The organism is Bradyrhizobium sp. Ce-3, assembly GCF_022835695.1.
In the GTDB taxonomy this organism is placed as follows: domain Bacteria; phylum Pseudomonadota; class Alphaproteobacteria; order Rhizobiales; family Xanthobacteraceae; genus Bradyrhizobium.
In genome coordinates, this window is sequence record NZ_BQUV01000001.1 from 1,130,068 (window position 1) to 1,145,242 (window position 15,175).

At 65.4% G+C, this 15,175-nt stretch carries 13 protein-coding genes; 7 read left to right on the forward strand and 6 right to left on the reverse strand.

Features of this window, described 5'->3' with window-relative positions:
* Positions 1 to 37 precede the first annotated feature (37 nt).
* Genes BRSPCE3_RS05135 through BRSPCE3_RS05145 form a run of 3 tightly spaced genes read right to left on the reverse strand, consistent with a single transcriptional unit; the run spans position 38 to position 2,189 of the window.
* Positions 38 to 409 carry a DUF6285 domain-containing protein gene (locus BRSPCE3_RS05135; RefSeq protein WP_244064608.1) on the reverse strand — a complete coding sequence of 124 codons (372 nt, stop codon included), beginning with the start codon at positions 407 to 409 and terminating at the stop codon, positions 38 to 40.
* Positions 410 to 411: 2 nt separating this feature from the next.
* Positions 412 to 1,398: a phosphotransferase family protein gene (locus tag BRSPCE3_RS05140; RefSeq protein ID WP_244064610.1), complete on the reverse strand. Its 987-nt coding sequence runs from the start codon at positions 1,396 to 1,398 to the stop codon at positions 412 to 414.
* The gene (locus BRSPCE3_RS05145; RefSeq protein ID WP_244064611.1) at positions 1,395 to 2,189 is read right to left on the reverse strand and encodes an enoyl-CoA hydratase/isomerase; all 795 of its coding nucleotides are present in this window, start codon (positions 2,187 to 2,189) and stop codon (positions 1,395 to 1,397) included. Before BRSPCE3_RS05145 ends, BRSPCE3_RS05140 begins: the two co-directional genes overlap by 4 nt.
* Positions 2,190 to 2,352: 163 nt before the next feature.
* On the opposite strand from BRSPCE3_RS05145, the gene BRSPCE3_RS05150 reads away from it, so the two are divergent.
* From BRSPCE3_RS05150 to BRSPCE3_RS05170, 5 genes are all read left to right on the forward strand, one after another.
* Positions 2,353 to 3,135: an SDR family NAD(P)-dependent oxidoreductase gene (locus tag BRSPCE3_RS05150; protein ID WP_244064613.1), complete on the forward strand. Its 783-nt coding sequence runs from the start codon at positions 2,353 to 2,355 to the stop codon at positions 3,133 to 3,135.
* A 282-nt stretch (positions 3,136 to 3,417) separates the two neighbouring features.
* A complete protein-coding gene (locus BRSPCE3_RS05155; protein ID WP_244064614.1) occupies positions 3,418 to 3,795 on the forward strand; it encodes a VOC family protein in 378 nt (125 codons plus the stop codon).
* A gap of 175 nt (positions 3,796 to 3,970) precedes the next feature.
* The gene (locus tag BRSPCE3_RS05160; protein WP_106329037.1) at positions 3,971 to 5,245 is read left to right on the forward strand and encodes an acyl-CoA dehydrogenase family protein; all 1,275 of its coding nucleotides are present in this window, start codon (positions 3,971 to 3,973) and stop codon (positions 5,243 to 5,245) included.
* A 167-nt stretch (positions 5,246 to 5,412) separates the two neighbouring features.
* Complete coding sequence (locus BRSPCE3_RS05165; protein WP_244064616.1) at positions 5,413 to 6,030, forward strand: flavin reductase family protein; 618 nt, start codon at positions 5,413 to 5,415, stop codon at positions 6,028 to 6,030.
* Between the two features lie 10 nt (positions 6,031 to 6,040).
* Positions 6,041 to 6,316 (forward strand): GNAT family N-acetyltransferase, encoded by a 276-nt coding sequence (locus BRSPCE3_RS05170; protein ID WP_244064617.1) that lies wholly within the window; start codon positions 6,041 to 6,043, stop codon positions 6,314 to 6,316.
* A gap of 132 nt (positions 6,317 to 6,448) precedes the next feature.
* Here BRSPCE3_RS05170 and yghU read toward each other — a convergent pair whose 3' ends face one another.
* Positions 6,449 to 7,327 carry a glutathione-dependent disulfide-bond oxidoreductase gene (yghU, locus tag BRSPCE3_RS05175; RefSeq protein WP_244064618.1) on the reverse strand — a complete coding sequence of 293 codons (879 nt, stop codon included), beginning with the start codon at positions 7,325 to 7,327 and terminating at the stop codon, positions 6,449 to 6,451.
* A 276-nt stretch (positions 7,328 to 7,603) separates the two neighbouring features.
* Here yghU and BRSPCE3_RS05180 point away from each other — a divergent pair, with 276 nt between their 5' ends.
* Together BRSPCE3_RS05180 and BRSPCE3_RS05185 are read left to right on the forward strand one after the other, a co-directional pair.
* On the forward strand, positions 7,604 to 8,737 hold the full coding sequence (locus tag BRSPCE3_RS05180; protein WP_244064619.1) for a nitronate monooxygenase: 1,134 nt from the start codon (positions 7,604 to 7,606) through the stop codon (positions 8,735 to 8,737).
* A gap of 143 nt (positions 8,738 to 8,880) precedes the next feature.
* On the forward strand, positions 8,881 to 10,392 hold the full coding sequence (locus BRSPCE3_RS05185; RefSeq protein WP_244064621.1) for an acetyl-CoA acetyltransferase: 1,512 nt from the start codon (positions 8,881 to 8,883) through the stop codon (positions 10,390 to 10,392).
* A 162-nt stretch (positions 10,393 to 10,554) separates the two neighbouring features.
* Here the strand turns inward: BRSPCE3_RS05185 and BRSPCE3_RS05190 are convergent, their stop codons facing one another.
* Complete coding sequence (locus BRSPCE3_RS05190; RefSeq protein WP_244064623.1) at positions 10,555 to 11,757, reverse strand: efflux RND transporter periplasmic adaptor subunit; 1,203 nt, start codon at positions 11,755 to 11,757, stop codon at positions 10,555 to 10,557.
* The gene (locus BRSPCE3_RS05195) at positions 11,744 to 14,923 is read right to left on the reverse strand and encodes an efflux RND transporter permease subunit (protein ID WP_244064624.1); all 3,180 of its coding nucleotides are present in this window, start codon (positions 14,921 to 14,923) and stop codon (positions 11,744 to 11,746) included. Before BRSPCE3_RS05195 ends, BRSPCE3_RS05190 begins: the two co-directional genes overlap by 14 nt.
* Positions 14,924 to 15,175 lie beyond the last annotated feature (252 nt).

Genomic DNA, 15,175 nt, shown 5'->3' on the forward strand with positions numbered 1-15,175 from the left:
GCCGGGACGACGCCGGATGTATTGCGCTCCACCCTCCCTACTTTCCGAGCTCCCTCTTGTACGCCGCGTAGTTCGGCTGGTCGACGGCGAGCTTGTCCATCGTGGTCTGCCAGAGATGCTCCGGCAGCCCCGGCGTTGTCAGATCGACCTCGCCGCCTGCGATCTTCGCCGACAGTGCGCGGTTCAGCTCCATCAGCGAGCCATCCGCGCCGAGCAGCGCCTTCAACCGCGCGGCCTCGGTCGCATCGCCGGCCTCGGCCAGCGCGAGCTGCCGCGTCACCAGATCGAGCGCGTTGATGCCGACGCGCAGCTTGAAGCTGTTGTGCCCCTTGATCGCCGGCGCGATCTCGTTGCGCAGGAAATCGGCGACGGCCTTGATCAGTTCGGTGGGTGTCGGTTCGTCCTGCATGGTTATTTCCCTCGCGGAGCGAGCAGCCGCAACAGATCGATCTCGGTCTCCGACGCCCGGCGCCCGATCATCGCGCGCTCCATCGAGTGATCGGGGCCCAGGCGGAAGCGCTGCATCATGCCGCAGCACATCACGCCCCAGCGCAATGTGCCCATCACTTCCCAGAACTTCACGCGATCGGGCTCAGCCTTGCGGCCGGCTTCCTCGTATCCTGCGAACAGATCTTCGCGGGTGCCGAAGCCGCCGACCGGCTTGTCGATCTCGCCGAAGCGCCAGGAATTGACGCAGATCCAGCCGAGATCCTCCATCGGATCACCGAAATGCGCAAGCTCCCAGTCGAGCACTGCGCGCACCCCGTCGGGGCCGATGATCAGATTGCCGTGGCGGAAGTCGCCATGCACCAGCGTGACCTCGGACGGCGGACCGGGATCGTGATCGCGTAGCCAGCGCAGCGCCAGCTCGAACACCGGCCGCGGCCAGTCGAAGCTGTGATACTCGCGGGAGAGATCCTCGATCTCCTTGGTTGCCGTCAGGCTGCGCAGCTTCGGCAGCTTGGCCTGCGGCAGGCTGTGGATGCCGGCGATGACGCGGCCGAGCTGGCGCGCCAGCAACGGTCGCGCACCGGCATATTCCTCGTCGCGCAAAATTTTCCGCGCGATGGTCTCGCCCTCGACCCGCGCCATGATGAAGCCGCGGCCAAGGCCGTCCTCCGGCGCCAGCACGTGCATCACCTTCGGCGACGGCAGGCCCGCATCATGCGCGAGTTGCATCAGCGTGGCCTCGGCATCGAGCCCGGCGGCGCGGCCGGGCGCGGCACCATAGCCCGGCGGCGCACGGCGCAGGATCGCGCCGATCGTGCCGTCCGGGTGCACGATGTCGAACGTCCAGGTCTCCTGGCTGGCGCCGCCGGACAATTTTGCCGCACCGGTGACACCGGTGGCACCGGGATGAAACGCGGCGACGCAGCGGTTGAGTTCGGTCTCGATCATTTGCCTTTGAACTTCGCCGGTCGCTTTTCGAGAAACGCCGTGACGCCTTCCTTGAAATCCTCCGCGCGGCCCGCGATCCGCTGCGACTCGAATTCCAGATTGAGCTGATCCTCGAGGGTATTTTCCGGGCTGTCCCAATACAGCTTGCGGATCAGCGACAGCGCGACTGTCGGGCCGTTGGCGAGATCGTGCGCCATCTTCATCGTCTCTTCCATCAGCGCGGCGTCGTCATAGACGCGGTTGACGAGGCCCCATTCAAGCCCCTTCTCGGCCGGCAGCCGCTCGCCGAGCAGCGACAGCTCGACCGAGCGCGCCTTGCCGATCAGCCGCGGCAACAGCCAGGTCGAGCCGCAATCCGGCACCAGGCCGATGCGGCGGAACGCCTGCAGGAAATAGGACGAGCGCGCGCACAGGATGAGGTCGCCCATCAATGCAAAGCTCATCCCGGCGCCGGCGGCCGGACCGTTGACCGCCGTCACGATCGGACAGTGTAGCTTACGCAATCGGCGCAGGAACGGATGGAACGCGGTCTCCAGCGCCGCGCCGGCATTGCTCCTGCCGGGCTTCTGCTGCTGGTTGCGGCCCTGCAGATTGGCGCCGGTGCAGAAGGCCCTGCCCGCGCCCGTGATCACCAGGCAGCGCACCTCGTCGCGCTTGTCGTCGATCGCATCGAGCGCCTCTGCAAGGCCGCCCAGCATGTCGATCGAAACCGCGTTCATGACTTCCTGATGGTCGAGCTTGAGGATCGCGACCGATCCGTCGAAGTCGAGCGTGACGTGCTTGAACTGCATGGTTTCCTCTTTACGTTGCCTCGGCGGTTGGTACCGCGGTAGGTCGATGCGTCGACCTATGTTTGGACCCATATTTGATTTTTGTGCCGGGCTTGTCCATGGTCGACGACAAGCCCATCCGTGAACGCGTGATTAGCGCGCACCAAACCAAATGGAAACCCCAATGAGTGGCATCTTCGATCTCACCGGCCGCGTCGCTGTCATCACCGGCGGCAATGGCGGCATCGGGCTCGGCATCGCGCAGGCGTTGAACGCCGCCGGCTGCAACGTCGCGATCTGGGGCCGCAACGCGGAAAAAAACGCCAACGCCGCCGCCTCGATGAAGGCCGGCCCAGGCAAGGTCGCGACCCAGTTCTGCGACGTCAGCGATCCCGGCTCGGTCAAGACCGCGATGAAGGCGACGCTCGACACCTTCGGCCGCGTCGACGGCTGCTTCGCCAATGCCGGCATCGGCGGCGGCGGACGCCGCTCCTTCATCGACCGCACCGAGGAGGAATGGCGCAAGATGTTCGCGACCAATCTCGACGGCGTCTTCCACGTATTCCAGGCTGCGGCACGCCACATGACCGAGCGCGCCGAGGCTGGCGACAAGTTCGGCCGCTTGGTTGCGACCTCGAGCCTCGCCTCGCTGTTCGGCACCGCGCGCAACGAGCACTATGCCGGTACCAAGGCCGCACTGAATGCGCTGTGCCGCGCGCTCGGCGTCGAGCTCGCCCGCCACGGCGTCACCGCGAATGCGATCCTGCCCGGCTGGATCAAGAGCGACATGACCGCCGGCATCATGGCCAACGACAAGTTCGTCGCCAACGTGATACCGCGCATCCCGGTGCGCCGCTTCGGCGAGCCGAGCGATTTCGGCGGCATCGCGGTGTACTTGATGAGCCAGGCGTCGTCGTATCATACGGCGGATTGCTTCGTGATTGACGGCGGGTACACAGCGTTCTGAGGATTCACGGCCGCAACACCGGTGTCGTCCCCGCGAAAGCCGGGACCCATAACCACAGGGTTGAGTTGTTAAAGAAGGCTGTGGCCCCAGCATCGCGCAACGATAACCATTTGGGGTAATGGGTCCCGGCCTTCGCCGGGACGACAGCGAGTGTGTTGCGCGGTCTGTGAGTCATACATCCACGCGACGCTGCGTCGCTTTCGCCGCGACAAAACTGCTGCTAGCGTTCGCGCCGCGAGGGGCGCACAAAGCGGCTTTCAGCAAGCAGGGAGGATATTTCAGATGTTTTCGCACGTGATGGTTGGCACCAACGATCTGGACAAGGCCAAGGCGTTCTATGATGCGCTGCTCGGCACGCTCGATGTCCGGCCGGCGCGGGTCGACGGTCACCGCATTATGTACCTGACCAAGGCCGGCATTTTCATGGTTTCCAAGCCGATCAACGGCGAGCCGGCGACCCACGCCAATGGCGGCACGATCGGCTTTGCCTGCTCTTCGCCGGAGCAAGTCCATGCCTGGCACGCGGCCGGCGTCGCCAATGGCGGCAAGCCCTGCGAGGACCCGCCAGGCGTGCGCGAAGGCAACGGCATCAGGCTCTATCTCGCCTATCTGCGTGACCTCGACGGCAACAAGATCTGCGCAATGCACCGAATGAGCTAACCGGCGACCGCCGGGACTCTTTAATGCTGTATGCGGCGGCGTTCAAACAACGTTTGAAACGCCGCCGCCAAATTCCGCGATGCGGCAGGGATATCAGGAAAATCGGTGCTCGCACTTGGCGGCGCCCGCGTCTATTGTCCGCCGCGAAACGCGCCTTCGCGAGGGAGAAAAGACAATGAAACATGCCTATGTGCCGCGCACCACGAACTACACGCTCAGTCCGGGCGACGAGCTCAACGACCTCCGGATGTCGGACAAGGTCCGCCCGCTCTACGACCATGTGAAGCAGTTCATCCGCGACACCGTCGACCCGATGTCGGTCGAGTTCTATCGCGCCGGCGAGAAGAAGACCAACCGCTGGAGCTTCACGGACGAGCAGCTCGCGATCCTGCAGAAGGCCAAGGACAAGGCCAAGGAAGTCGGCCTTTGGAATTTCTTCCTGCCCGATGCCGAGACCGGCGACGGCCTCAACAACCTCGACTACGCCTACATCGCCGCCGAGCTCGGCAAGAGCCCGCTGGCCTCGGAGACGATGAACTGCTCGGCGCCGGACACCGGCAACATGGAAGTGCTGGAGCGCGTCGGCACCAAGGCGCAGAAGGAGAAGTGGCTGAAGCCGCTGCTCAACGGTGAGATCCGCTCGGCCTATGCGATGACCGAGCCGAACGTCGCCTCCTCCGACGCAAAGAACATCTCGACCACCGCCAAGCTGGTCGGCGACGAGTGGGTGATCAACGGCGAGAAGTATTACATCTCCGGCGCCGGCGATCCGCGCTGCAAGATCATGATCGTGATGGTGAAGACCAATCCCGACGCCGCGCCGAGCAAGCAGCAGTCGCAGATCCTGGTCCCGATCGACACCCCCGGCGTCGAGATCCTCGGGCCCATGCATGTGTTCGGCCATGATCACGCGCCGCGCGGCCACATGCATCTGCGCTTCAACAATTGCAAGGTGCCGAAGGAGAACATGCTGCTCGGCGAAGGCCGCGGCTTCGAGATCTCGCAGGTCCGCCTCGGACCGGGCCGCATCCATCACTGCATGCGCACCATCGGCAAGGCCGAGAAGGCGCTCGACATGATGGTGCAGCGCGGCCTGACCCGCGAAGCCTTCGGCAAGAAGATCGCCCATCTCGGCGGCAACATGCAGATCATCGCCCAGGCTCGCTGCGAGATCGAGGCGATGCGGCTGATGGTGCTGAAGGCGGCCAAGGCGATGGACGTGCTCGGCAACAAGGAAGCCCGCGTCTGGGTCTCGATGGTCAAGGCCATGGTCCCCGAGCGCGCCTGCAAGGTGATCGACCAGGCAATCCAGATGCACGGCGCCACCGGTATCTCGCAGTGGTCGCCGCTCGGCGAAATGTACCAGGACGTCCGCCATCTCCGCTTCGCCGACGGTCCGGACGAGGTGCACTGGATGGTGGTCGGCCGCCACGAGCTGAGCATGCCGTAGTCTATCTTCGCCTTCTCCCCGCGTGCGGGGAGAAGGTCGGGATGAGGGGAGTCTCCGCGAAGTCGGTGAGAGAGACTCGCGGAGAGTCCCCCTCACCCGGATTTCAAGCTACGCTTGAAATCCGGCCTCACCCTGCAAGCGGGTCGAGGCGAACAAGAGAGTCCCCCATGGAATATTCCCCCAGCGACCTCAGCCAGCGCGAACGCTACAAGGTGCTGACTTCCTTCGTGCTGCCGCGGCCGATCGCCTGGGTGACGAGCCAGAACGCGGATGGCGTGGTCAATGCGGCGCCGTTCTCGTTCTTCAACGTGTTCTGCGAGGACCCGCCGCTGTGCATGTTCGCGGTCAACCGCAGACCCGACGGCCGCGAGAAGGACACCCTGGTCAACATCCAACGCGTGGGCGAATTCGTGGTCAACCTGACCGACGAACCGCTGGCGCGCGCGATGCACGAAAGCAGCGGCGACTTCCCGCCGGAGATCGGCGAGCCGGATTATCTCGGCATGAAGCTTGCGCCGTCCAGCAAGATCGCGGTCCCTCGCCTCGCCGACGCGCCGTTCGCGATGGAGTGCAGGACCTGGAAGCTGATCGACGTCAATGGCGACCGCCAGCTGATCATGGGCGAGGGCATCCACTTCCACATCCGCGACGAATTGTGGGACCGTGACGCGATGCGCGTCCACATGGAACGCTACCACCCGATCGGCCGCATGTTCGCCGACCGCTACTGCCACACCGACGACCGTGTGGTGTTTCCCGTGGCCGAGGGCGTACAGAAGAAATAAGGACAAGACAATGAGCGAAACCTTCAGCGACAACGCGGCGCAAAGCCGGTTCGAGCTCGCCGTCGACGGTGGCACCGCTTTCGTGGTCTACCGCAAGACGCCGGACACGATCACGCTGGTGCACACCGAAGTGCCGCCGGAGCTCGGCGGCCGTGGCATCGGCTCGAAGATCGCGCGTGCCACGCTCGACGCCGTCCGCGCGCAAGGCATCAAGCTCGTGGTGAAATGCGAGTTCATCCAGGGCTTCATGAAGAAGCATCCGGAGTACGACGATTTGCTCGGGTAAGGCCCGGATCCGTAGGGCGGGTTGGCGAAGCGCAACCCGCCGATCTTTGTGGGGGCGCATGATGGCGGATTACCCCTTCCGCCTTCGCTCGTTGAGCTACGGCGGACGCGGTCGGCTAATCCGCCCTACAAACTACGACGCCGTCTGCTCCGCAACCTTGTCCTGCGTCCTGCTCTCGAAATCGCTGGCGTCGTGGCGCTCGTGGAGCTGGCTCGACGGCTCACCCCAGGTGCGGTTGACCATGCGGCCGCGCTTCACCGCCGGCCGTGCCGCGATCGCATCGGTCCAGCGCTGCACGTTCTTGTAGTCCTGCACCGAGAGGAATTCGCCGCCACCATAGAGCAGCCCCTTGGCCAGCCCGCCGTACCACGGCCACACCGCCATGTCGGCGATGGTGTAGACGTCGCCGGCGAGATATTCGTTGTCGGCGAGCCGGCGGTCGAGCACGTCGAGCTGGCGCTTCACCTCCATCGCAAAGCGATCGATGGCATATTCGATCTTGGTCGGTGCATAGGCATAGAAATGCCCGAAGCCGCCGCCGAGATAGGGCGCCGAGCCCATCTGCCAGAACAGCCAGGAGAAGGTCTCGGCGCGGGTCTTGACGTCGGTCGGCAGGAACGCGCCGAACTTTTCCGCGAGGTAGACCAGGATCGAACCCGACTCGAACACCCGGATCGGCTCCTTGCCGCTGCGATCCATCAGCGCCGGAATCTTGGAATTCGGATTGACGGCAACGAAGCCGCTGCCGAACTGGTTGCCGTCGATCTTGATCAGCCAGGCGTCGTATTCCGCGCCCTTGTGGCCCGCCGCCAGCAGCTCTTCCAGCATCACGGTGACCTTGACGCCGTTCGGGGTCGCCAGCGAGTAGAGTTGCAGCGGATGGCGACCGACCGGTAGCTCCTTGTCGTGGGTCGGGCCTGCGATCGGCCGGTTGATGCTGGCGAAGCGCCCGCCGCTCTCCTTGTTCCAGGTCCAGACTTTCGGCGGCTCGTAGGCAGGAATGTCAGTCACGTCGTGGCTCCCGGTTGATGTTCTTGCTAGGTGGCGCGGCGGCCGCCGGCCTATCCCATGTCCGCACTAGATGGTGGGCACGAAACGCTTTGCCCAGCCCACCGGATCGCATTTTCTACCCAGCGGAATGCGCTGCGAGCGATGCAGCCCAGCAGCGCGTGCACGCAAGATCGCCGCGGCCGAAACCCGCTTGGCTTCGCCGACCGTGATGCGCTAGCGTCGCAGGGGGCTGACGCCAACAAGCACAAGAAGCAGCCGCCGGGAGAGAACCAGTCCATGAAATCACCGATCTGCGACATGCTGGGAATTGATTTCCCCCTGCTCGCTTTCAGCCATTGCCGTGACGTGGTGGCCGCGGTCAGCCGCGCCGGCGGCTTCGGCGTGCTCGGCGCCACCGCGCATTCGCCGGAGACTCTGGAGCAGGAGCTGAAGTGGATCGATGCGCATGTCGACGGCAAGCCCTACGGCATCGACGTGCTGATCCCCGAAAACATCTCCACCGCGGGCGAGAAGAACGTCACCTGGAAAAGCCTCGAGGCGCGCGTCTCGCAGCAGCATCGCGACTTCACCCGCGATCTCCTGAAGAAGTACGACATCGAGCTGACCAGCCGCAATGTCGCCGACAACCAGCCGCAGCCGTTCGATGCCGAGACCGCGCTGCAACTGCTGGAAGTGTCGTTCCGGCATCCGATCCGGCTGATCGCCAACGCGCTCGGCGTGCCGCCGAAGGCGATGATAGAGATGGGCCGCAAGCACGGCGTGCCGGTCGCAGCCCTGGTCGGCTCCAAGGAGCACGCGCTGCGCCAGGTCGCGGCCGGCGTCGACATCCTCGTCGCGCAGGGCACCGAGGCGGGCGGCCATTGCGGCGAGGTCTCGACCATGGTGCTGGTGCCCGAGGTGATCAAGGCGGTCAAGAAGATCCGTGACGTGCCGGTGCTCGCCGCCGGCGGCATCATGACCGGCAGCCAGATGGCGGCCTGCATGGCGATGGGCGCGGCCGGCGCCTGGACCGGCTCGGTGTGGCTTGCGACCGTGGAGTCGGAGACCTCGGAGATCTTCCGCGAGAAGATGATCGCGGCCTCCTCGCGCGACGCAATCCGCTCCAAGGGCCGCACCGGCAAGCCGGCGCGGCAGCTCCGCTCGGTGTGGACCGACGCGTGGGACCGCTCGCCGGATAGCCCCGGCGCGCTGCCGATGCCGCTGCAAAGCATCATCAGCCGCGACGCCTTCAACGCCATCGACCGCTCGGCCGCCGCCGGCAACGCGAAGGCGCGCGATCTCGTCAGCTATTTCGTCGGCCAGGGCGTCGGCCTCGTCGACAGCGTCAAATCCGCCGGCGCCGTGGTGCAGGAGTTCAAGGAAGATTTCGTCGAGGCCGTCGAGCACATGAACGCGCTGGTGGCGGAGTGACGATCCCTCCTCGCCGTCATTGCGAGCGAAGCGAAGCAATCCATCTCACCCCGGCGGAAGCATGGATTGCTTCGTCGCTTTGCTCCTCGCAATGACGCCTTGAACAATCATCGAGTCCAATACCTCAGAGTGAACCAACAAGAATGTCGAACAGCATCCCCGAAGACCGCATTCCCGTCATCGTCGGCGTCGGCGAGATCGTCGATCGTCCGAAGGACGTCGCCGCCGGCCTCGAGCCGCTCACGCTGCTCGAAGAGGCGCTGAAGCGCGCGGAGGCCGACAGCGGCGCGAAGCTGCTTGGCGAGATCCAGTCGCTCGACGTCGTCAACTTCCTGAGCTGGCGCTACCGCGATCCCGAGAAGCAACTGGCGGCGCGGCTCGGCATTGCGCCCGCGCACCTCTATTACGGCCCGGTCGGCGGCGAGAGCCCAATCCGCTATCTGCACGAAGCGGCGCAGCGCATCGCGCGCGGCGAATGCAGCGTCGCCGCGGTGTGCGGGGCGGAGGCGCAGTCGACCGCGACCAAGGCGCAGCGCGCCGGCCTCACACTGCCGTGGACGCCGTTCGCGCACGACGTCGAGGAGCCGAAGCGCGGCGCCGCGTTCCAGAAGCCGCTCGCGGTGACGCTCGGCGTGTTCCGGCCGATCACGGTCTATCCGCTCTATGAGTCCGCAACCTCGGCGCATTGGGGCCAGACCCCGCGCGAGGCGCTGAAGGAATCCGGCGAGCTGTGGTCGACCTATGCGCGGGTCGCCGCCGACAATCCGAGCTCATGGCTGAAGAAGAAGTTCAGCGGCGACGAGATCACCACCGCGACGCCGGACAACCGGATGATCGCCTGGCCGTACACAAAGCTGATGGTGGCGAACCCGACCGTGAACATGGGTGGCGCGCTGATCCTGACCAGCCTCGCCAAGGCGCGCGCCGCCGGCGTGCCGGAAGACAAGCTGATCTATCCGCTCGGCGGCGCCTCGGCGGAAGAGCCGCGCGACTATCTGATCCGCGACCAGTTCGTCGAGAGCCACGCGCAGACCGCGGTGCTGAAGGCGGTGATGGATCTCGCCGGCGGCGACGGCAGGAAGTTCGACGCGATCGAGCTCTATAGCTGCTTCCCCTGCGTGCCGAAGATGGCGCGCCGGACGCTCGGCCTCGGCGCCGACGTGCAGCCGACGGTCACCGGTGGCCTCACTTTCTTCGGCGCGCCGCTCAACACCTACATGACGCATTCGGCCTGCGCGATGGTGCGCAAATTGAGAAGCGGCGGCACGCTCGGCCTGCTCTATGGCCAGGGCGGCTTCGTCACCAAGCATCATGGCCTCGTGCTGTCGCGCGCGGCGCCGACGGCCGCGCTCAAGCAGGACACCAGCGTGCAGGCCGAGGCCGACCGCAACCGGCGCGACGTGCCCGACTTCACCGCCGAGGCAACAGGCAAGGGCAAGGTCGAGGCCTTCACCGTGATCTACCGCGCCAATGGCGAGGTCGAGCACGGCGTCACCATGCTGCGCACCGAGGACGGCCGCCGCACGCTCGGCCGCATCCGGGCGAGCGACACAACGACGCTGGCGCATCTCCAGAACATGGACCGCACGCCGGTCGGCGGCACGGGCGACATCGTCACGGCCAGTGACGGCGTGCCGGAATGGCGGGTGGGGTAACAGTTCCTGTCGCGCCGCAAGGCTTCGCCTTTGCGCAGGGATGACGGCGGAGCAAGCCGCTTTCGTGCGTAGCCCGGATGGAGCGCAGCGCAATCCGGGGCGGCTCTGTCCGCTGACGATCTGCCCCGGATTACGCTTCGCTTCATCCGGGCTACGAAGGATTTACCCCTTCACGTCCTGCTTCTCGGACGCGGTGGTCGGCTTGCCCTTGGCGCCGGCGCCGGTGACGCGGACATGGTCGCCGTCGGCCAGGCCATCCGGCGGGGCGGTGATGATGCGATCGTCGGGCGCGAGGCCCGAGGCGATCTCGATCTCCTTGCCGAGGTCGCGGCCGATCTTCACGGTCTTGAACAGCACCTTGTCGTCGGGGCCGACGGTCGCGACCCGCAGGCCGCTGCTGTTGAAGATCAGCGCGCTGGCGGGAATGCTGAGCGGCGTGGACTCGCGCTGTAGATTGAGCTTCACGCTGGCATAGCTGCCCGGCATCAATTCGCCGGAGGAGTTGTCGAGCCCGAGCTGCATCCGCGTCGTGCCGGAGGCGACATCGACCGCCTGCGAGGACGCCTCCACCGTCGCCTGGAAGTTGCGGTTCGGGTAATCCGGCAACGCCAGCGTGGCCTTGGCGCCGATCTTGATCGCCGGCACGTAGTTCTGCGGCACGTTGACATAGACGCGCAGCTTGGTGATGTCCGAGATCGTGAACATCGCGGGGCCCGAATTGCCGCCGGCGTTGATCAGCGCGCCGACGTCGGTGTCGCGCGAGGTCACCACGCCGTCGAACGGCGCCGTGATCTTCTTGTAGCCGGCGAGCGCTTCCAGCCGCTCGACATTGGCCTGGCCGGCCTTCACCGCGCCGTTCTTGTTGGAGAGGTCGGCGGTGCGCTCGTCGATCTCCTGCGCCGAGACGAAGTTGGACGCCACCAGCGTCTTGCGCCGGGCCAGCGTCGCCTCGGAGAGCTTGGCCGAGGCCTGGGCGCTGGCGAGATCGGCGCGCGCCTGCAGCAATTGCTGGTCGAGGTCGGGCGCCTCGATCTCGGCGATCACCTGCCCGGTCTTGACCCGGGCGCCGATGTCGGCGTCCCAGTTCTTGAGATAGCCGGACACCCGGGCATAGATCGGCGCGCGGGAATAGGCCTCGAGCCGGCCCGGCAGGTCGATCGTGGGGCTCAGCGCCTTGGCGTTGGGCAGCGCCACCGCGACCGTCGGAATGGCCTGGTCGTCGGTCCATTCCTTCAGTCTGGTGTCCTGCTCCTCACGGGCGCGGATCCCGGTGCCGACGATCAGCCCGGCGCCGACCAGTGCAACCACGCCGAATATGCCCAGTCTCCGGCGGGACACCGGTGGGCGCTGTTCAGTGGGCTGCATGCGGAATCTCCGATGAGGCGGCGGCTTTGGCGCCTTGCTTCTTGTGTACCATACTGAATACCACGGGAACAAACATCAGCGTCGCGAAGGTCGCAAAGATCAGGCCGCCGATCACCGCCCGGCCCAGCGGCGCGTTTTGCTCGCCACCCTCGCCCATCCCCAGCGCCATCGGCGCCATGCCGATGATCATGGCGAGCGCCGTCATCAGCACCGGGCGGAACCGGACGAATCCGGCCTCCAGCGCCGCCGCGACGGGGTCGCCGAGTTCCTCATAGCGCTCGCGGGCGAAGCTGATCACCAGCACACTGTTCGCGGTGGCGACGCCCATGCACATGATGGCCCCGGTCAGCGCCGGAACCGAAAGCGTGGTCTGGGTGGTGAACAGCATCCAGACGATGCCGGCCAGCGCGGCCGGCAGCGCCGTGATGATCACGAACGGGTCCGACCAGGACTGGAAGTTCACGACGATCAGGAAGTAGATCAGGACGACCGCGCCGAGCAGGCCGAACAACAGGCCGGTGAAGGCCGAGTTCATGGTCTGGACCTGGCCGAGCAGCACCACCGACGAGCCCTTCGGCACCTCCTTGGCGGTATCGGCGATCAGCTGGCGCACGTCGGTCGCGACGCCGCCGAGATCGCGGCCCTGCGTGGTGGCATAGATCTGCACCAGCGACTGGATGTCGTACTGCGACACCACCGCGCTCGAGGTGGCGCGCTTGATGTCGGCGATGCCGCCGAGGATCGGCGCCTGGGTGTTGCCGGTCGCGGTGATCGGCAGGGTCTGCAACGCACTCAGCGAGTCGATCTGGTATTGCGGCGTCTGCATCACGATCGAATAGGACACGCCGTTGTCGGGATTGAGATAGTAGGTCGGCGCGACCTGCGAGGAGCCGGCGAGGTTGACCACTAGCGCGTTGGTGACGTCGCGTTCGGTCAGGCCGACATATTGCGCGCGGGTGCGGTCGACGTCGATGTTGAAGGTCGGATTGTTCGGTGACTGCTGGATCCGCGCGTCGGCGATGCCCGGAATCCGCTTGATCTTCGCCAGCAGCCTGTTGGCATAGGCGTAGTTGGCCTCGAGATTGGCGCCGCGGATCTGCAAATCGATCGGCGCCGGCGCGCCGAAGTTGAGGATCTGGCTGACGATGTCGGCCGGCAGGAAGGAGAAGCTGGTGCCCGGGAACAGCCGCGGCAACTGCTCACGCAGTGCGCGCACATGCTCCTCGGTCGGCCTGTGACCTTCCTTCAGCTTGATCTGGATGTCGGCATCCTGCGGGCCGATCACGCCGGTGTTGTTGTAGGTCAGGTTGATGCTGGAGATCGGCATGCCGATGTTGTCGGTCATGGTCTCGATCTCGCCCGGGATCAGCTTGCGGATCGCCTTCTGGACATCCGCCATCTGGTTGGCGGTCTCCTCGACGCGGGTGCCGACCTGGGTGCGGACATGCATCAGGATGTTGCCGGCGTCGACCGCCGGGAAGAAGTTGCGGCCCAGGAACGGCACCAGCAGGAACGACGCCGCCACGACCACGAGGAAGCCGCCGACGAACACCTTGCGATGGCCGAGCGCCATCTCGAGCAAATTGTGATAGCCGCTGCGGATACGCTCGAACCGCGCCTCGAAGCCGCGCTGGAACCAGACCAGGGGATTGCGCGACTTCGGCGGCGCGCCCTCGTGATGCACATGCGGCTGCAGCAGGTAGTTCGCCATCGTCGGCACCAGGGTGCGCGACAGGATGAACGACCAGATCATCGCAAACATCACGGCTTCGGCCATCGGCACGAACAGGAAGCGCGCCACGCCGCTGAGGAAGAACATCGGCACGAACACGATGCAGATACAGAGCAGCGAGACGAAGGCCGGCGTCACGATCTGGTTGGCGCCGTCGAGGATCGACTGCTCGACCGGCTTGCCCTGCTCCAGATGGTAGTTGATGTTCTCGATCGTCACCGTGGCGTCGTCGACCAGGATGCCGACCGCGAGCGCGAGGCCGCCGAGCGTCATGATGTTCAGCGTCTCGCCGATCAGAGACAGCATGATGATGGCGCCCAGCACCGACAGCGGGATCGACACCGCGATGATGACGGTCGAGCGCCAGCTGCCGAGGAACAGCAGGATCATGACGCTGGTCAGAAGCGCTGCGATCACGCCTTCGAAGGCGACGCCGGTGATCGCACCGCGGACGAACACCGACTGGTCGCCGACGAAGCCGATCTTGAGCGCGTCGGGGAGCTGGTCCTTGACCTCGATCACCTTCTGCTTGATGCCGGCGATGATATCGAGCGTCGAAACCGCGCCGGCCTTCAGCACCATCATCAGCACCGAGCGATTGCCGTCGACATGGACGATGTTGGTCTGCGGCGGGTTGCCGTCGCGGACGGTAGCGACGTCGCGCACGTAGACCATGGCGCCGTTGACGGTCTTGATCGGCAGGTCGCCGAGCTCCTCGATACGGAGCGGCGAGTTGTTCAGATTGATGGTGTATTCGAAACTGCCGATCTTCTGGGTGCCGACCGGCGTGATCAGGTTCTGCGCCGCCAGCGCGTTGGCGACGTCCTGGCCCGAGAGGCCGCGCGCCTGCAGGGCGGTCGAATTGAGGTCGATCTGGATCTGGCGCTGCTTGCCGCCATACGGATAAGGGATCGCCGCGCCGGGCACCGTGACCAGCGGCGTCCGCAACTGGTTGATGCCGATGTCGGCGAGGTTCTGCTCGGTCAATCCCTCGCCCGACAGCGCGACCTGGATGATCGGAACCGTCGAGGCGCTGTAGTTGAGGATCAGCGGCGGCGTCGCGCCCGGCGGCAACTGCTTGAGCAGGGTCTGGGCGATCGCGGTGACCTGCGCGTTGGCGGTGCGGATGTCGACATTGGGCTGGAAGAAGATCTTGACGATGCCGATGCCGTTATAGGAGTTCGCAACGATGTGCTCGATGTCGTTGACCGTCGTGGTCAGCGTACGCTCGAATGGCGTGGTGATACGCCCGGACATCTGATCCGGTGGCAGGCCGGTGTAGGACCATGCCACGCCGATCACGGGAATGCGGATCTCCGGAAAGATGTCGGTCGGCGTACGCAGCGCCGCCAGCGGTCCGATAATCAGCAGCAGGATCGCGAGCACGACGAAAGTATATGGCCGGCTCAGCGCGATACGGACCAGTGCGATCATAAAAGTAGCGTTCCCGAAATAAAGCCAGCCCAGGCAGAGGAATCGACATTGCAAAAGCCGTTCCGGTAGCGGCCGATTTACCCGATGCCGGGCAAAACGCCAACCCGCGGCGCCGCGGCGGCTTTCACTTCCTCGGCATAGTGTGACGCCGAAGCGGATCGGTGGGACACGCCGGACGTAGCACCGCCGAACACGGCCGCGTTGTCGTTCAAAAAGAGACAGCCCTGCTCCGAAAGCGAGCCGGCTGAGGAT